The 16,530-nt window shown below is 72.2% G+C and carries 18 protein-coding genes; 7 read left to right on the top strand and 11 right to left on the bottom strand.

What is annotated here, in order from left to right; genetic code table 11:
• Positions 1-42 precede the first annotated feature (42 nt).
• The 3 genes from argH to CP970_RS35815 all read right to left on the bottom strand — a co-directional run bounded on the left by argH (position 43) and on the right by CP970_RS35815 (position 3,239).
• Positions 43-1,473 carry an argininosuccinate lyase gene (gene argH / locus CP970_RS35825; RefSeq protein WP_055548334.1) on the bottom strand — a complete coding sequence of 477 codons (1,431 nt, stop codon included), beginning with the start codon at positions 1,471-1,473 and terminating at the stop codon, positions 43-45.
• A 25-nt stretch (positions 1,474-1,498) separates the two neighbouring features.
• Positions 1,499-2,692: an argininosuccinate synthase gene (locus CP970_RS35820; protein ID WP_055548332.1), complete on the bottom strand. Its 1,194-nt coding sequence runs from the start codon at positions 2,690-2,692 to the stop codon at positions 1,499-1,501.
• Positions 2,693-2,774: 82 nt separating this feature from the next.
• Positions 2,775-3,239, bottom strand: a complete 465-nt coding sequence (locus CP970_RS35815; protein WP_055548354.1) for a hypothetical protein — start codon at positions 3,237-3,239, stop codon at positions 2,775-2,777.
• 201 nt (positions 3,240-3,440) lie between these two features.
• Between CP970_RS35815 and CP970_RS35810 the strand changes: the two genes are divergently transcribed.
• The 3 genes from CP970_RS35810 (at position 3,441) to CP970_RS35800 (ending at position 5,818) form a co-directional block, all read left to right on the top strand.
• The gene (locus CP970_RS35810; protein WP_055546661.1) at positions 3,441-4,028 is read left to right on the top strand and encodes a pyridoxamine 5'-phosphate oxidase family protein; all 588 of its coding nucleotides are present in this window, start codon (positions 3,441-3,443) and stop codon (positions 4,026-4,028) included.
• A gap of 3 nt (positions 4,029-4,031) precedes the next feature.
• Positions 4,032-4,736, top strand: a complete 705-nt coding sequence (locus CP970_RS35805) for a L,D-transpeptidase family protein (protein ID WP_055546658.1) — start codon at positions 4,032-4,034, stop codon at positions 4,734-4,736.
• A 101-nt stretch (positions 4,737-4,837) separates the two neighbouring features.
• Entirely contained in the window at positions 4,838-5,818 is a 981-nt protein-coding gene (locus tag CP970_RS35800; protein WP_055546672.1) for a bile acid:sodium symporter family protein, read from the top strand.
• Between the two features lie 52 nt (positions 5,819-5,870).
• Here CP970_RS35800 and CP970_RS35795 read toward each other — a convergent pair whose 3' ends face one another.
• The 5 genes from CP970_RS35795 to argC are packed head-to-tail and all read right to left on the bottom strand — an operon-like array spanning position 5,871 to position 10,755.
• The gene (locus CP970_RS35795) at positions 5,871-6,425 is read right to left on the bottom strand and encodes an arginine repressor (RefSeq protein ID WP_055546656.1); all 555 of its coding nucleotides are present in this window, start codon (positions 6,423-6,425) and stop codon (positions 5,871-5,873) included.
• 7 nt (positions 6,426-6,432) lie between these two features.
• Positions 6,433-7,638 (bottom strand): acetylornithine transaminase, encoded by a 1,206-nt coding sequence (locus CP970_RS35790; RefSeq protein WP_055546654.1) that lies wholly within the window; start codon positions 7,636-7,638, stop codon positions 6,433-6,435.
• Positions 7,635-8,543 carry an acetylglutamate kinase gene (argB, locus tag CP970_RS35785; RefSeq protein ID WP_055546652.1) on the bottom strand — a complete coding sequence of 303 codons (909 nt, stop codon included), beginning with the start codon at positions 8,541-8,543 and terminating at the stop codon, positions 7,635-7,637. Before argB ends, CP970_RS35790 begins: the two co-directional genes overlap by 4 nt.
• Complete coding sequence (argJ, locus tag CP970_RS35780) at positions 8,540-9,718, bottom strand: bifunctional glutamate N-acetyltransferase/amino-acid acetyltransferase ArgJ (RefSeq protein ID WP_055546650.1); 1,179 nt, start codon at positions 9,716-9,718, stop codon at positions 8,540-8,542. The genes argB and argJ overlap by 4 nt, the downstream gene beginning before the upstream one ends.
• Complete coding sequence (gene argC / locus CP970_RS35775; RefSeq protein WP_055546648.1) at positions 9,715-10,755, bottom strand: N-acetyl-gamma-glutamyl-phosphate reductase; 1,041 nt, start codon at positions 10,753-10,755, stop codon at positions 9,715-9,717. The genes argJ and argC overlap by 4 nt, the downstream gene beginning before the upstream one ends.
• 198 nt (positions 10,756-10,953) lie before the next feature.
• Here argC and CP970_RS35770 point away from each other — a divergent pair, with 198 nt between their 5' ends.
• The 3 genes from CP970_RS35770 to CP970_RS35760 all read left to right on the top strand — a co-directional run bounded on the left by CP970_RS35770 (position 10,954) and on the right by CP970_RS35760 (position 13,330).
• Positions 10,954-11,394: a DUF6299 family protein gene (locus CP970_RS35770; RefSeq protein ID WP_317987174.1), complete on the top strand. Its 441-nt coding sequence runs from the start codon at positions 10,954-10,956 to the stop codon at positions 11,392-11,394.
• 286 nt (positions 11,395-11,680) lie between these two features.
• Positions 11,681-12,223, top strand: a complete 543-nt coding sequence (locus CP970_RS35765; protein WP_055546644.1) for an FABP family protein — start codon at positions 11,681-11,683, stop codon at positions 12,221-12,223.
• A 114-nt stretch (positions 12,224-12,337) separates the two neighbouring features.
• Positions 12,338-13,330 (top strand): hypothetical protein, encoded by a 993-nt coding sequence (locus tag CP970_RS35760; RefSeq protein ID WP_055546642.1) that lies wholly within the window; start codon positions 12,338-12,340, stop codon positions 13,328-13,330.
• On the opposite strand, the gene CP970_RS35755 is transcribed toward CP970_RS35760, so the two are convergent.
• The gene (locus tag CP970_RS35755; RefSeq protein WP_055546640.1) at positions 13,278-13,682 is read right to left on the bottom strand and encodes a DUF5997 family protein; all 405 of its coding nucleotides are present in this window, start codon (positions 13,680-13,682) and stop codon (positions 13,278-13,280) included. The genes CP970_RS35760 and CP970_RS35755 overlap by 53 nt on opposite strands.
• Positions 13,683-13,739: 57 nt before the next feature.
• On the opposite strand from CP970_RS35755, the gene CP970_RS35750 reads away from it, so the two are divergent.
• Positions 13,740-14,549: a LysR family substrate-binding domain-containing protein gene (locus CP970_RS35750; RefSeq protein WP_079043438.1), complete on the top strand. Its 810-nt coding sequence runs from the start codon at positions 13,740-13,742 to the stop codon at positions 14,547-14,549.
• Positions 14,550-14,588: 39 nt separating this feature from the next.
• Here the strand turns inward: CP970_RS35750 and CP970_RS35745 are convergent, their stop codons facing one another.
• Positions 14,589-15,311: a response regulator transcription factor gene (locus CP970_RS35745; protein ID WP_055546636.1), complete on the bottom strand. Its 723-nt coding sequence runs from the start codon at positions 15,309-15,311 to the stop codon at positions 14,589-14,591.
• Positions 15,308-16,519 (bottom strand): sensor histidine kinase, encoded by a 1,212-nt coding sequence (locus CP970_RS35740; protein ID WP_055546633.1) that lies wholly within the window; start codon positions 16,517-16,519, stop codon positions 15,308-15,310. Before CP970_RS35740 ends, CP970_RS35745 begins: the two co-directional genes overlap by 4 nt.
• Positions 16,520-16,530 lie beyond the last annotated feature (11 nt).

Below are 16,530 nucleotides of genomic sequence, written 5' to 3'. Positions count from 1 at the left end.
GCTTGCGGCTCCCGACCAACGTAACCCGCGCTGCCCGCCGCGCTACTTCTTCGCGTCCGCCCACGCCTGCTGGACGGCCAGATCCGCCTTGACCTCGGCGAGCTGGACGGCGACCGCGGAGGGCGCGGTGCCGCCGCGGCCGCTGCGCGAGGCCAGCGCGCCCGGCACGTTCAGGACGGTCCGCACCTCGGGCGTGAGGTGCTCGGAGATCTTGGCGAACTGCTCGTCGGTGAGCTGGTCGAGCTCGATGCCGTGCGCCTCGCACTCCTTGACGCAACCGCCCGCCACCTCGTGCGCGACACGGAACGGCACGCCCTGCTTGACCAGCCACTCGGCGATGTCGGTGGCGAGCGAGAAGCCTGCGGGGGCCAGCTCCTCCATGCGCTCGCGGTGGACGGTGAGCGTCGCCATCATGCCGGTGAAGGCGGGCAGCAGGACCTCGAGCTGGTCGCAGGAGTCGAAGACCGGCTCCTTGTCTTCCTGAAGGTCGCGGTTGTACGCGAGCGGCAGCGCCTTGAGGGTCGCCAGCAGCCCGGTGAGGTTGCCGATGAGGCGGCCCGACTTGCCGCGCGCGAGCTCGGCGATGTCCGGGTTCTTCTTCTGCGGCATGATCGAGGAGCCGGTCGAGAAGGCGTCGTGGAGGGTGACGAAGGAGAACTCCTTCGTGTTCCAGATGATGACCTCCTCGGCGATCCGGGAGAGGTTCACGCCGATCATCGCGGTGATGAAGGCGAACTCGGCGACGAAGTCCCGCGAGGCTGTCCCGTCGATCGAGTTGCCCACGCTGCCGTGCTCGAAGCCGAGGTCGGCGGCGACCGCCTCCGGGTCGAGGCCGAGGCTGCTGCCCGCGAGCGCGCCGGAACCGTACGGCGAGACGGCCGTCCGCTCGTCCCACTGCCGCAGCCGCTCGGCGTCCCGCGCCAGGGGCTGGACGTGCGCGAGGACGTGGTGCGCGAAGAGCACCGGCTGGGCGTGCTGAAGGTGCGTACGACCCGGCATGGCGACGTCCGGGTGTGCCTCGGCGAGGCCCACGAGGGCGCTCTGGAGGTCGGCGATCAGGCCGCCGATGATCCGCGCGTGGTCGCGCAGGTACATCCGGAAGAGCGTCGCCACCTGGTCGTTGCGCGACCGTCCCGCGCGCAGCTTGCCGCCGAGGTCGGCGCCGAGCCGCTCCAGGAGGCCGCGCTCCAGGGCGGTGTGCACGTCCTCGTCGGCGACCGTGCCGACGAACGAACCGTCGGCGACATCGGCCTCCAACTGGTCGAGTCCGGCCAGCATGCGGGTCAGCTCGTCCTCGGTGAGCAGTCCCGCCTTGTGGAGCACGCGCGCGTGGGCGCGGGATCCGGCGATGTCGTACGGCGCGAGGCACCAGTCGAAGTGAACCGAAGCCGACAGCCGCGCGAGGGCCTGTGCGGGACCGTCGGCGAACCGTGCGCCCCAGAGCCGGACGTCACCGCCGTTGTTGCTGCTCACTTGCACGTGCTCCTTCAAGGGGTAGTTACGCGAGGTCCCGCTGCGCGGCGATCTTCGACGACAGGCCGAAGATGTCGATGAATCCCTGCGCCTTGGACTGGTCGAACGTATCGCCCGAGTCGTAGGTGGCGAGGTTGAAGTCGTAGAGGGACGCACTGGACTTACGTCCGGTGACCACGGCGCGGCCGCCGTGCAGGGTCATCCGGATGTCGCCGGTGACGTGCTGGTTGGCCTCGTGGATGAAGCCGTCGAGGGCCCGCTTGAGGGGCGAGAACCACAGGCCGTCGTAGACCAGTTCGCCCCAGCGCTGCTCGACCTGCCGCTTGTAGCGGGCCAGTTCGCGCTCGACGGTGACGTTCTCCAGCTCCTGGTGCGCGGTGATGAGCGCGATCGCGCCCGGCGCCTCGTACACCTCGCGGGACTTGATGCCCACGAGGCGGTCCTCGACCATGTCGATCCGGCCGATGCCCTGCGCGCCCGCCCGCTCGTTGAGCTGCTGAATCGCCTGCAGGACGGTGACGGGCCCGCCGTCGATCGCGACCGGGACGCCCGCCTCGAAGGAGATGACGACCTCGTCGGCCGCGCGCGGCTCGGCGGGGTTCGAGGTGTACTCGTAGATGTCCTCGATCGGCGCGTTCCAGATGTCCTCCAGGAAGCCCGTCTCGACGGCCCGTCCGAAGACGTTCTGGTCGATGGAGTACGGGGACTTCTTGGTGGTCGCGATCGGGAGGTTCTTCGCCTCGCAGAAGGCGATGGCCTTGTCCCGGGTCATCGCGTAGTCACGGACCGGGGCGATGCACTTCAGGTCGGGGCCGAGGGCCTGGATGCCCGCCTCGAAGCGGACCTGGTCGTTTCCCTTGCCGGTGCAGCCGTGGGCGACGGTCCCCGCTCCGTGCTTCCGGGCGGCGGCGACCAGGTGCTTGACGATCGTGGGCCGCGAGAGGGCGGAGACCAGCGGATAACGGTCCATGTAGAGGGCGTTGGCCCGGATCGCGGGGAGGCAGTACTCCTCGGCGAACTCGTCCTTGGCGTCGGCGACTTCGGCCTCCACGGCACCGCAGGCGAGCGCGCGCTTGCGGATGACGTCCAGGTCCTCGCCGCCCTGGCCGACGTCCACGGCGACGGCGATGACCTCGGCGCCCGTCTCCTCGGCGATCCAGCCGATCGCGACGGAGGTGTCAAGGCCGCCCGAGTAGGCGAGTACGACGCGCTCGGTCACGGGTCTCTCCTTACGGTGCGTTCACTGTTATGCATGAGTATGCATTGCACCGTATGTTTCGTCAATCGAGCCGCCCGGACGGTCACGCCCCCGTCGTGGAGCCGGGGCGGACGATCATGAGGACGGTGACCGCGACCCACAGCACGTTGAAGATCCCGGTGGTCATGGCGAGCCGCCCGGTCGCGGCCGCGACGCCCTCGCCACCACCACCGCCGCCCTCGACGAGCCGCTCCTGGCCGGGCAGGACGAACACGATGAGCGCGGCCGCCGCCAGCATCGTGAGCACGAGCGACGCGATCACCCAGGCGTCCCCCATCACCCCCATGACACCGGCCGTGGCGAGACCGAGAACCGGTACCGCGATGCCGACACCGGCGTACACCCGGCAGATGCGGTGCAGCAGCCCGACCGTGGAGCGGGCCCGCACGTCGTCCGGACTCTCCGCGGCCCGCCGGGCGGCGGGGCCGAACATGCTGGCGGCGACGGCGACCGGGCCGACGGCGAGGATCGCGGCCAGGACGTGGAGGGTCAGGAGGAGCTTCGTCACGGAGGGGCCGCTTTCTCGCAAGGGGTGGGGCAGGCGGAGGGGTGGGACAGGCGGAGGGGTGGGACAGGCGGAGGGGTTGACCAATTCTTGACCCGACCGCGCGATGGCAGCAATGACGAGCACCCCACCTTTCCTGCCATCCGCCCACCACCTCTCAAAGTCGTTAGACAGGCGAAATGTTTGAGTGGATAATCATTAGGCATGGGAAAGACTTATGCGCGCATAGACGGCCGCCTCCGTACCTTCATCGAGGCACAGCCGATGTTCTTCACGGCCACCGCACCGCTCTCCGACGACGGCACGATCAACCTCTCCCCCAAGGGCCTCAAGGGCTCCTTCGTGGTCCTCGACGAACAGACCGTCGCCTACCTGGACTTCGCGGGCAGCAACGCGGAGACGATCGCGCACCTGCGCGAGAACGGCCGCATCACGGTCATGTGGTGCGCGTTCCAGGGCCCACCGAACATCGTCCGGGTGCACGGCCGGGGCGAGCCCGTCTTCCGTGACGACCCGCGATTCGGGGAACTGCTCGCCCGTTTCCCCGACATCGACCCGACCCCGCACGGGCTGCGCGCCATCATCGTCGTGACGGCCGAACTCATCCGTGACACCTGCGGATACGCGGTGCCCACCATGTCGTACGACAAGGACCGCGATCTGCACGGCAAGCGGTTCGCGCGCGAGGACGACGCGTCGCTCAGCGCGTACTTCGCCAAGAAGGAGTACATCGCACAGAGCATCGACGGGCTTCCCGGACTGCCGCTTCCGCTGCCTCCCAGTACCGTCTGAGCCATGCGCTTACGAGCCGCCGCCCTCACGACCTCCGCAGTCCTGCTCACCCTCGGCGCCGCGCCCGGCATCGACAGCGGCGCCCCGCTGCCCGAACGCATGGCCGACACCGGCGGCGGCAGCCAGCTCATCACCGCCGGGGCCGCGCGCACCGGCTCCACCACGGGCACCGTCACCTGGTGGGACCGGCGCGGCGGCCGGTGGACCGAGGCGGGCTCGGCACCCGCGAGGTTCGGCGCGAAGGGCCTGGTGGCGGGCGGCTCGCGCAAGCAGGGGACGAACACGACGCCGACGGGCCTGTACGGACTCCCGTACGCCTTCGGCATCAGCGCCCGGCCGACCGGCGCCGCCTACCCGTACCGCCGCGTCACGCCGGAGTCCTGGTGGTGCCAGGACAACTGGTCGCGCGCCTACAACCGCTGGACCGAGCCGCGCCCGGCCGACTGCCGTGCCGCCGAGTCGGAGCACCTCAGCACGTACGACCCGCAGTACGCGCACGCGCTGGTGGTCGGCTTCAACTACGACCGCCCCGTGCGCGGGCGCGGCGCGGGGATCTTCCTGCACGTCAACGGCCGTGGGGCGACGGCCGGTTGCGTGTCGGTGCCCCGGGACGCGATGCGGCGGATCCTGCGGTGGGCGGAGCCGGGGCGGCGGCCGCACATCGCGATCGGTACGGATTCGGGGCGGACGGCGCTCACGCGCTACTGACCGAATCGCCGCTGAACGAACCGCCGCGCACCACTCCCGTGTAGCGACCACATACCGAGACGGGGTTGCACGCGCGCGTGGCCGGGGCGTTGCATCGCGCCGTGCAATCCGAACAGACGATCCCCAGCCAGAGCGAGGGCCCCGGCTCCGCCGACAAGGCGGCCCGCCGTGCCGTCACCGTCTTCCCCGTCCTCGTCCTCGCCGCGGGCGCCCTCGGCCTCCTGGTGCCCGACGCCTTCGAGGGCTGGGGGACCAACGTCCCGTACCTGCTCGGCGTGGTGATGTTCTGCATGGGTCTCACCATGACCCCGCTGGACTTCCAGGGCGTGGTCAAGCGGCCCTGGGCCGTCGCGCTCGGGCTCGTCGCCCACTACGTGATCATGCCGGGGCTCGGCTGGCTGATCGCCCACGCGCTCGGTCTCTCCCCGCAGTTGGCGGCCGGTGTGATCCTGGTGGGCTGCGCGCCGAGCGGCACCGCGTCCAACGTCGTGACCTATCTGGCCCGCGGCGACGTGGCGCTCTCCGTCTCCGTGGCCACCGTCTCGACCGTCCTCGCGCCGCTGATCACGCCGCCGCTCACGCTGCTGCTCGCGGGTGAGTACCTGCCCGTGGACGCGGGTTCGATGGTCACGGACATCCTCAAGACCGTGCTGCTCCCGGTGCTCGCGGGTCTGGTGGTGCGATTCCTCTTCGGGCGGTACGTCGACCGGGTGCTCGGCGCGCTGCCGTGGCTGTCCGCGCTGACCATCGCCGCCATCGTGGCGATCGTCGTCGCGGGCAGTGCCGCGGCCATCAAGTCGGCCGCGGCACTGGTGTTCCTCGCGGTGTTCCTGCACAACGGGCTCGGCCTCGCGCTCGGCTACGGCGCCGGCAAGCTGGCCCGGCTCGGCCCACCGGCCTCGCGGGCGATGGCCTTCGAGGTCGGCATGCAGAACTCGGGCCTCGCGGCGTCACTGGCCACGGCCCACTTCAGTCCCCTGGCCGCGCTGCCTTCGGCGGTGTTCTCCGTGTGGCACAACGTGTCGGGGGCATTGGTGGCGGCGTGGATGGCGCGGAGGAATTCAAGCCCGTCCGGCGATTGAGGACGAACTCGGCGAAGCCGGTGACAGACAGGGCACCGGCGCCGAGAAACCGTCAATGCTCGTTCGAGGCCAACCGCAGCAAGTGGTCCGCAAGCGCCTGCCCCCCGGTGGCCTCCCGGCTGATCAGCATCAACGTGTCGTCACCCGCGATCGTCCCGAGAATGTCGTGCAGCTCCGCCTGGTCGATCGCGGACGCCAGGAACTGGGCCGCGCCCGGCGGCGTGCGCAGGACCACGAGATTGGCCGAGGCCTCCGCGGAGATGAGCAGCTCCGCGGAGAGACGCCGCATCCGCTCCTCCTTGGCCGACTCCCCCAGCGGCGCGCGCGGGGTGCGGAATCCGCCCTCGCTCGGCACCGCGTAGATGAGGTCGCCCTCGGCGTTGCGGATCTTCACCGCGTTCAGCTCGTCCAGGTCCCTGGAGAGCGTCGCCTGGGTGACGGTCAGACCGTCGTCGGCGAGCAGCTTCGCCAGCTGGCTCTGGGAGCGGACCGGCTGCCGGTTGAGGATATCCACGATCCGGCGGTGGCGTGCGGTGCGGGTCTGCGGCACGGCGGGCCCCGCGTGCTCCGCGTGGTCTCCGTGCTCGTTGCCTTGCGCCTGGCTCATCGTCGTCTCATTCTCCGGATCGTCCGTCCCCGTCGGCTTCAAGAGCCTTGTCCAGGATGCCGGGCAGTGCCTGGAGGAACGCGTCCACCTCGTCGTCGCGCACGTTCAGCGGGGGCATCAGCCGTACGACATCGGGGGCGGGCGCGTTCACCAGGAAGCCGGCGTCCTGAGCCGCCTGCTGCGCCCGTGGCGCGAGCGGCTCGGTGAGCACGATACCCAGCAGCAGGCCCGAGCCCCTGACATGACCGACGAGCCGGTGTCCCAGTGACTCGATTCCGTCGCGCAGCTTCTCGCCCGCCCGCTTGGTGTTCTCAAGGAGGCCCTCGGACCCGATGGTGTCGACGACGGCGAGTCCCGCGGCGCACGCGACGGGGTTTCCGCCGAACGTCGTGCCGTGGTGGCCGGGCTTGAAGAGCTCGGCCGCCGCGCCGAAGGCGACCGTCGCGCCGAGCGGCAGACCGCCGCCCAGACCCTTCGCGAGCGTGACGACGTCGGGCTCGACGCCCTCGTGGGCGAGGTACGCGAACCAGTGGCCGGTACGGCCGATTCCGGTCTGCACCTCGTCGAGGACGAGCAGCGTGCCGGTGGCGGCGGTGATCTCCCGGGCCGCCTTGAGGTAGCCCGCGGGCGGCACGACCACGCCGTTCTCGCCCTGGATCGGTTCGATGATCACGAGCGCGGTGTCGGTGGTGACCGCCGCGCGCAGCGCCTCGGCGTCGCCGTAGGGAACGTGCGTGACGTCGCCGGGCAGCGGCAGGAACGGGGTCTGCTTGCCGGGCTGTCCGGTGAGGGCGAGCGCGCCCATGGTCCGGCCGTGGAAGCCGCCCTGGGTGGCGACCATGTGCGAGCGCCCGGTCAGCCGCCCGATCTTGAAGGCGCCCTCGTTGGCCTCGGCGCCGGAGTTGCAGAAGTACACCCTGCCCGCGCGCCCGAAGAGCTGGAGCAGCTTCTCGGCGAGCGCGACGGGCGGCTCGGCGACGAAGAGGTTCGAGACGTGGCCGAGCGAGCCGATCTGCCGGGTCACCGCCTCGACGATCGCCGGATGGCCGTGGCCGAGGGCATTGACCGCGATGCCGCCGACGAAGTCGACGTACTCCTTGCCGTCGGCGTCCCACAGCTTGCTGCCCGCGCCACGCACCAGAGGGAGCCTGGGTGTGCCGTAGTTGTCCATGAGCGCGCCCTGCCAGCGCGTGGTCAGCTCCTGGTTGCTCATGACTCCCCCTGTGCGTCGGGCACGACCATCGTGCCGATTCCTTCATCCGTGAAGATCTCCAGCAGGATCGAGTGCTGGACCCGGCCGTCGATCACGCGGGCCGTCTCGACGCCGTTGCGCACGGCGTGCAGACAGCCCTCCATCTTCGGGACCATGCCGCTGGCCAGCTCGGGCAGGAGTTTCTCCAGCTCGGTGGCGGTGAGGCGGCTTATCACCTCGTCGCTGTTCGGCCAGTCCTCGTAGAGACCCTCGACGTCGGTGAGGACCATCAGGGTTTCGGCATCAAGCGCCGCAGCGAGTGCCGCAGCCGCCGTATCAGCATTGACGTTGTAGACATGTCCGTCGTCCTGGGAACGGGCGATCGAGGAGACCACCGGGATGCGGCCGTCGGCGAGCAGCGCCTCGATGGCGCCGGTGTCGATCTCGGTGATCTGGCCGACCCGGCCGATGTCGACCAGCTCGCCCTCGATGCGGGGCCGGTGCTTGGTGGCGGTGATGGTGTGCGCGTCCTCGCCGGTGAGGCCGACGGCGAGCGGGCCGTGCTGGTTGAGCAGCCCGACGAGCTCGCGCTGCACCTGTCCCGCGAGCACCATGCGTACGACGTCCATGGCGTCCTCGGTGGTGACGCGCAGGCCCGCCTTGAACTCGCTGACGATGCCGTGCCGGTCGAGGGCCTTGCTGATCTGCGGTCCGCCGCCGTGCACGACGACGGGCCTGAGGCCCGCGTGGTGCAGGAAGACGACGTCCTGCGCGAAGGCGGCCTTCAGCTCCTCGTCGACCATGGCGTTGCCGCCGAACTTGATGACGACGGTCTTGCCGCGGTGCCGGGTGAGCCAGGGCAGCGCCTCGATGAGGGTCTGTGCCTTGGGCAGGGCGGTGTGCTTGCGCGCGGTGGGAGTGCTCATGAGCTGTACGCGCTGTTCTCGTGGACGTAGTCGGCGGTGAGGTCGTTGGTCCAGATCGTCGCGGTCTCGGCACCGGCCGCCAGGTCGGCGGTGATGGCGATCTCCCGGTAGCGCATGTCGACGAGCTCGCGGTCCTCGCCCACGCTGCCGTTCCTGCAGACCCAGATGCCGTTGATGGCGACGTTGAGCTGGTCCGGGTCGAAGGCGGCGGACGTGGTGCCGATCGCGGAGAGCACCCGGCCCCAGTTGGGGTCCTCGCCGTGCAGCGCGCACTTGAGGAGGTTGTTGCGGGCGATGGACCGGCCGACCTCGACGGCGTCGGCCTCGCTCGCGGCGTTGATCACCTCGACCTTGATGTCCTTGCTCGCGCCCTCGGCGTCGCCGATCAGCTGCCGTCCGAGGTCGTCGCAGACCGCGCGTACGGCATCGGCGAACTCGGCGTACTCCGGAGTGACTTCGGAGGCGCCGGAGGCGAGCAGCAGGACCGTGTCGTTGGTCGACATGCAGCCGTCGGAGTCGACGCGGTCGAAGGTGAGCCGGGTGGCGTCGCGCAGCGCCCTGTCCAGGACGGCGGACTCCAGGTCGGCGTCGGTGGTCAGGACGACCAGCATCGTGGCGAGGCCGGGCGCGAGCATGCCCGCGCCCTTGGCCATGCCGCCGACGGTCCAGCCTCCCCCGGACTCCGTCCGGGGGGACCCCCCGGTGACGACGGCCGTCTTGTGCACGCTGTCGGTGGTCTTGATGGCGATGGCGGCCTTCTCGCCGCCGTGCGCGGAGAGTTCGCCCGCCGCGGCCTCGACGCCGGGAAGCAGCCGGTCCATCGGCAGGGTCAGGCCGATGAGTCCGGTCGAGGCGACGGCGACCTCGCCCGCGTTCACGCCGTCGAGGACCTCGGCGACCTTCTCCGCGGTGGCGTGCGTGTCCTGGAAGCCCTGCGGCCCCGTACAGGCGTTGGCGCCACCGGAGTTGAGGACGACGGCGGAGACGACGCCGCCCTTGAGGACCTGCTCCGACCAGATGACGGGGGCGGCCTTGACGCGGTTGGAGGTGAAGACGCCCGCGGCGGCCAGGCGGGGCCCTTCGTTGACCACGAGGGCCAGGTCCGGGTTGCCGTTCTGCTTGATCCCGGCAGCGATGCCCGCCGCCGTGAATCCCTTAGCTGCCGTGACGCTCACGGTGCCACTCCGATCGTGGGAAGTCCGGTGTCCTCGGGGAGCCCGAGGGCGAGGTTCATGCTCTGCACCGCGCCGCCCGCGGTGCCCTTGGCGAGGTTGTCGATGGCGCTGATCACCACGACGCGTCCCGCCGCTTCGTCGTACGCGACCTGGACCTGCACGGCGTTCGAGCCGTACACGGCGGCGGTCGCGGGCCACTGCCCCTCGGGGAGCAGCCGCACGAACGGCTCGTCGGCGAACGCCTTCTCGTACGCCGCGCGTACGGTCTCGGCGGTGACGCCCGCCTTGGCCTTCGCGCTGCACGTGGCGAGGATGCCGCGCGGCATCGGGGCCAGCGTCGGCGTGAAGGAGACGGTGACGGGGGTGCCCGCGGCGGCGCTCAGGTTCTGGATCATCTCCGGGGTGTGCCGGTGCCCGCCGCCCACGCCGTACGGCGACATGGAGCCCATGACCTCGGAGCCGAGCAGATGGGGCTTGGCCGCCTTGCCCGCGCCTGAGGTGCCGGACGCGGCGACGACCACCGCGTCGGGCTCGACGAGGTCCGCCGCGTACGCCGGGAAGAGCGCGAGCGAGACGGCGGTGGGGTAGCACCCTGGCACCGCGACGCGCTTGGCCCCTTCCAACGCCGCGCGGCCGCCCGGCAGCTCGGGAAGCCCGTAGGGCCAGGTGCCCGCGTGCGGGCTGCCGTAGAACTTCTCCCAGTCCGCCGCGTCCTTCAGCCTGAAGTCGGCGCCCATGTCCACGACGAGGACATCGGGTCCGAGCTGCTCGGCGACGGCGGCGGACTGCCCGTGGGGCAGCGCGAGGAAGACCACGTCATGCGGGCGGCCCTGCCCGGCGAGCACCTCGGGGGTGGTCGGCTCCAGGACGCGGTCGGCGAGCGGGAACAGATGCGGCTGGAGCGCGCCGAGGCGCTGGCCCGCGTTCGAGTTGCCGGTCAGTGCGCCGATCTCCACCTCGGGGTGAACGAGCAGCAGACGCAGCAGCTCGCCGCCCGCGTACCCACTCGCCCCTGCCACTGCTGCGCGTACCGCCATGGAACCCTCCTCTTGGATGGCATGACTATACGTTTCGCCGCAGTTTTATGCAATGAGACTTCTTTCGGGGCCGCCACGCGGTCCGTCGTCGACACGTGTCGTCATGCGCGGTCGGCGCGTTGATCAGCGCGTGCGCCCGGCGAACGTCAGGTTTCCGGCACGGGCGCATCGGAATGCCTACGACAAGGAGCTGTGCCAGTGCGAGGAAGTCTTGTTGCCGCGAGTGCCGTGGTCGCCGCGGGGCTGTTGACGGGAGTGACGGGGTCGGCGGGCGCGATCACGATCTGGTCCGGGTCGGTCTCCGCCGATGCGGAGGGGACCGTGTCCAGGGACGGGACGGTCACCGTCTCCGGTACCTACCGCTGCTCACCGCGGTCAGCCCCGGGGCCGGTGTTCGTGTCGTCGACGGTGCGGCAGGGCCCGGTGCGGCACGGCATCGGCGGGACGGCCGCGCGGTGCGACGGCGCCGAGCACACCTGGGTGAACCGGGAGAAGCCCGGGAACGGGACGTCCCTGACGCCCGGATCCGCCGAGGTCGAGGCGACCTTGATGCATCTGAACACCCGCGGCGGGCTGCCCATGCCGACCATCGTCGCGAGCGACCAGCACGACGTCGAACTGCGCCCGGCGAAGGGCTGAGGCCGCTCGGCCCCCACGCGCGGGCGAGTGCCGCGGTCGGCCACTCCTGCCGACCGCGGCGCTCGGCCAGGGCTGCTGATCGCGGCGCTCGGCCAGGACTGCTGATCGGCGCGTGACGGTCCTAGGGCCTGTCCGGCGGACCATGGCGCTGTCGCGGGGTCTGGCACGCACCGGACCGTGGACGCCACCCGAGCACGCCCTGACCTGCCGGACAGGCCCTAGGCTTCCCCCGGCATCAGCCCAGACCCCAGCCCAGGCCCCAGCCCCGACCTCAGGAGCGCCACCCATGTTCGATCCCGCATCCGGGCACCCGTTCCCCGACGGCCACCGCCCCGACGAGGCACCCGCGCCGCACCCGCTCCTCGCGCCGGTGCTCGGTCTCCTCGGCACCTGGCACGGCCGTGGGCGCGGTGAATACCCCACGCTCGAAGCGGACTTCTCGTACGCCCAGGAAGTGACCTTCAGCCATGACGGCCGCCCCTTCCTCCACTACGAGGCCCGGGCCTGGCTGCTCGACGCCGACGGTGCGCCGCTGCGCCCGTCCGCCCGCGAGAGCGGCTGGTGGCGGCTGCAGGAGGACGGCCGCGTCGAGGCGCTGATCACCCAGCCCACCGGCATCGCGGAGATCGCGGTCGGCCGCGCGGCGGACGGCACGGTGGAGATCGCCACCCACGAGGTGGCGCGCACCCCCACGGCCAAGGAGGTCGACGCCACCCGCCGCCGCTACACGCTCACCGACGCCGACGCGCTGGACTTCGCGCACGACCTCGCGGCGGTCGGACAGCCGTTGCAGCACCACCTCTCGGCCCAGCTCCGCCGCGGGGCGTAGGCCCCGGGCGGCGCCGCCTCCCCCGCGCGGGCGAGGCGGATACCCCCGTCGGCCGACGTCCGGCCGCCCGCCCGTACACAGGCTTGAACTCCGCACCGAGCGAGGGGAGTTCGCATGGACCTGTGGGACCGGACCGGGCGGATCGGCGGGTACGGTGCCGCGCTCGCGCTGACGCCCTATCTGGTGATCAAGGTGTCGTGGGTGATCGGCTCGCTGCTCGGGCTCGCGCCGATCGGCGCCGGGTTCGACGTGACGGGGTGGGTGGTGCTCAACACCGTGACCGTCGGCATGGCGGCGACCGGGATCGCGGTCGCCCTCGCGCTGGTACGGCCCTGGGGAGCGCGGCTCCCCGGGCGGCCGCTGGCCTTCTGCGCCTGGGTGGGCACGGGCTTCCTCGTGCCGCTGCTCCCCTACGCCGTACTCGGCTCCCTGCTGCTGCCGTCGGACGACGGGCCGAGGAGCGGCGCCGACGACGACCCGGCGATGCCCGGCTGGGAGGCCGTCCTCGTGCAGATCGGCTTCGTGGGCATGGGACTCGGCCTCGCCGTGGCGCTTCCCGCGTATCTGCGCCGCCGGTGGCCCGGCGTGTTCGCGGGGCGGACGGGCGACGGCGGGTCCGGGCCGCCGCGCGTACCGCCGTGGCCCGCCGTCACCGCCGTCGCGATCGCGGCGGTCTGGCTGTACTGGGCCGCGGGCGGCACCGCGGGCATCGCCCACCCGGCGGAGCGCGACCTCACCGGGCGGCTCCTGACGGGCGTACTCAGCGGCTGGTCACTGCTCGCCGCGGCGGCCACCTGGACGATCGCCCGGGGCCGCCCCGCCCGGCTGCCCCGCCGGGTGCCCCTGGCCCTGTGCTGGCTCGGCTCCGGGGCGCTCTTCGCCTGGAGCGCCTGGAAACTGCCGTTCACCCTCTACTTGGCCCTTGCCCGACCGGCCGACGCGGCCCTGCCGGAGAACCTGCTGGTCGCCGCGGTGCTGCACGTGGTGGCGGTGGGGACGGGGGCCGCGATGCTGCGGACGCTCGTCCGCGCCCGTGCCGGGCGGGAGGGGGTTCCTACTGGTCCTGAGCCTGCGCCCGGTCCTTCTCCTGCTGGTGCTTCTCCTTGATGCGGACCGTCTCCTTGCGGACCTCGGCCTGGGTGGCGCGCTCCTGGCGCAGCCACGAGGGGAACTCCTCCTTCAGGGCCTCGATCTGCTCCGTGGTGAGCGGCTCGGTGACTCCGCCGCGGGCGAGGCCCGCGATGGAGACGCCCAGCTTGGCCGCGACCACGGGGCGCGGGTGCGGGCCGTTGCGCCGCAGTTCCTGGAGCCACTCGGGCGGGTCGGCCTGCAGCGCGGCGAGCTCGCCGCGCGAGACGACACCCGCCTGGAACTCGGCGGGTGTGGCCTGGAGGTACACACCCAGCTTCTTCGCCGCGGTCGCGGGCTTCATGGTCTGGGTGGTCTGGTGCGACGTCATGGGTCCAGGGTATCGAGCGTGTGCGCTACTCCCGACCACGCCGGGTAGCCTGGCGAGGTGACAGGCTCGGATGTATCCCCTTCGTTCCGGCTCGCCTACGTCCCCGGGGTGACACCCGCCAAATGGGTGCGTATCTGGAACGAGCGGCAGCCCGGCGTCCCGCTGACGCTCCACACGGTGTCCGCCGCGGAAGCACCTGACGTGCTGCGCGGCGGCGGGGCCGACGCCGGATTCGTCCGGCTGCCCATCGACCGTACGGCGCTGAGCGCGATCCCCCTCTACACCGAGGCGACCGTGGTGATCGTCCCCAAGGACCACGTCGTGGCGGCGGTCGACGAGGTGTCCGCCGAGGACCTCGCCGACGAGATCGTGCTGCATCCGCTCGACGACGTCCTGGAGTGGGAGCGGCGCCCCGGACTGCCCGCGAACGAGCGGCCCGCCACGACCGAGGACGCCGTGGAGCTGGTGGCGGCGGGCATCGGCGTGCTCGTCGTACCGCAGTCGCTCGCCCGGCTGCACCACCGCAAGGACCTCACCTACCGGCCGGTCTCCGACGCGCCGGAGTCGCGCGTCGCGCTGTCCTGGCCCGAGGACGCGACCACGGACCTGGTGGAGGACTTCATCGGGATCGTGCGCGGGCGCACGGTGAACAGCTCACGGGGACGTACGCAGCAGCCCGCGCAGGCGAAGGCGAAGGACAAGCGCCCGGAGGCGGCGGGCGGCGCGCGGCGGAAGCCGTCCGGTGCGGGCAAGTCGGGCGCGGGGAAGTCGGGTGCGGGCAAGCCCGCGCGAGGGGGCGGCGGCACCGCACGGGCCAAGTCGGGGAAGCCGACCGCCAAGCGGGGCAAGCCCAAGCGCCGGTCCTGACGGGCCCCGGCGCCCCACCGAGGCGGCCCGCGCCGCCCCTCAGCCGTCCGTAACCCTCGGCACCACCAGGCCCGACTCGTACGCGGCGACCACCGCCTGCGTGCGGTCCCGCAGGCCCAGTTTGCCGAGCACGCGGCTCACGTGGGTCTTCACGGTCTCCTCGCCGACGTGCAGCCGCGCGGCGATCTCCGGGTTGGACAGGCCCTCCGCGATCAGCCGGAGCACCTCCGTCTCGCGCGGGGTGAGGGCGTCGACACGGGGCGCGCGGGCCGCCGTCCTGCCGGGCCGGATCCGGGCGAACTCGGCGATCAGACGGCGGGTCACCGTCGGCGCGAGCAGTCCTTCGCCCGCGGCGACCACGCGTACGGCGTCGAAGAGGTGCTCCGCCGTGACGTCCTTGAGCAGGAACCCGGCGGCTCCCGCGGCCAGGGCGTCGTACACGTGCTCGTCGAGGTCGAAGGTGGTGAGGATGAGGACGCGGGTGTCCGTGTCCGCGAGCTGCCCGGTCGCCTCGATGCCGTCCATCACCGGCATGCGGACGTCCATCAGGACGAGATCGGGCCGGAGTTCACGACAGACGCGGACGGCCTCGGCGCCGTCCGCGGCCGTGCCGACGACCGTGAAGTCGGGCTGGGTGGCGAGCAGCCCGGCGTAGCCGAAGCGGACGACCTCGTGGTCGTCGGCGATGACGATGCGCAGCGGCGCGGAGGCGTCCGGTACGGGGGTGGTCAGTCCGGGGGCGTCCGGTACGGGGGTGGTCATGCGGCCTGCTCTCGTGACGGGGTCGGGAACGTCGCCTCGATCAGGAAGCCGCCGAGGTGTGCGGGGCCCGCGCGCAGGTCGCCGCCCGCCATCGCGGCGCGCTCGCGCATGCCGAGCAGGCCGTGCCCAACGCCGCCGCCCTCCGTGGTCGTTCTCGGGCCGGGTCCGTTGTCGCGCACGCGCAGGATCAACGCCTCGCGGGCGTAACGGAGTTCGATGTCGACCGCGGCGCCCGGCGCGTGTCTGCGGGCATTGGTGAGGGCCTCCTGGACGATGCGGTACGCGGTGAGCTCGACGCCCGGGTCCACCGGGCGCATCGCGCCCTCGACGATCAGCCGCAGCGCCGCGCCCGACGCGTCGCGTGCCTCGTCGACGAGCTCGACGAGCTGCTCGATGCCGGGCTGCGGGCGCCGCTCGGGCACGTCCGCCGGGCCCGCGTCCCCGCGCAGGACGCCGAGCAGTCTGCGCATCTCGGTGAGCGCGGTGCGAGCCGTGTCGCCGATGGCGAGGAAGCGTTCGGCCCCGGCCGGGGGCAGGCCCTCGGTGGTCAGCCTGCCGGTCTCGGCCTGCACGGCGATCATCGAGATGTGGTGGGCGACCACGTCGTGCAACTCCCGTGCGATGCGCGCCCGTTCGCCACGTGCCGCGTGTTCGAGCAGGGTGTCGGCGATGGCCCGGTCGGTGGCGCCCTTGGCGAGCGCCGTGTCACGGGCGGTGCGGGCGAGCCCGGCGCCGGACGCGGCGGCCGCGCAGGCGGCGACCGCCACCGCGAGGAGGCGGGTCGCGGTGCCGGTGCCGGACGGCGCGGCGACCGCGTAGCCGACGAAGGGCAGCGCGAGCAGCACGGCGAGCGCCTTGGGGCCGTGGCGTCCGGTCCGGTACAGGGCGAACAGGAGCCCGCACAGACCGGCCGCGGTCAGCACGTGGAAGGGGGCGAGCGCGAGCATCCCGGCGGCGCCCGCCGTCAGGGCCGCTGCCCCTGCCGTCCTGCGGCCACTGCCTCGCGCCGGTGCCGCGAGCACCGCGACCGGGGCCGTCGCGCCGAGGGCGAGGCTGAGCGCGAGCGGCAGCGGGATCCTTCCGTCGGCGCGCAGCAGGACCTCTCCCGCGGCGGCGAGCGCGAGGAGGGCCGCCGCCACGACCGGGGCCTCCGGCGGACCCGCGCCGCCGGGCCGCCGCCAGGTGATGGGTGCCTTCACGGGTGTCATTGTCACCGGCG

Source organism: Streptomyces kanamyceticus (assembly GCF_008704495.1).
In the GTDB taxonomy this organism is placed as follows: Bacteria; Actinomycetota; Actinomycetes; order Streptomycetales; family Streptomycetaceae; genus Streptomyces; species Streptomyces kanamyceticus.
This window is presented reverse-complemented; position numbering and strand designations above follow the sequence as displayed.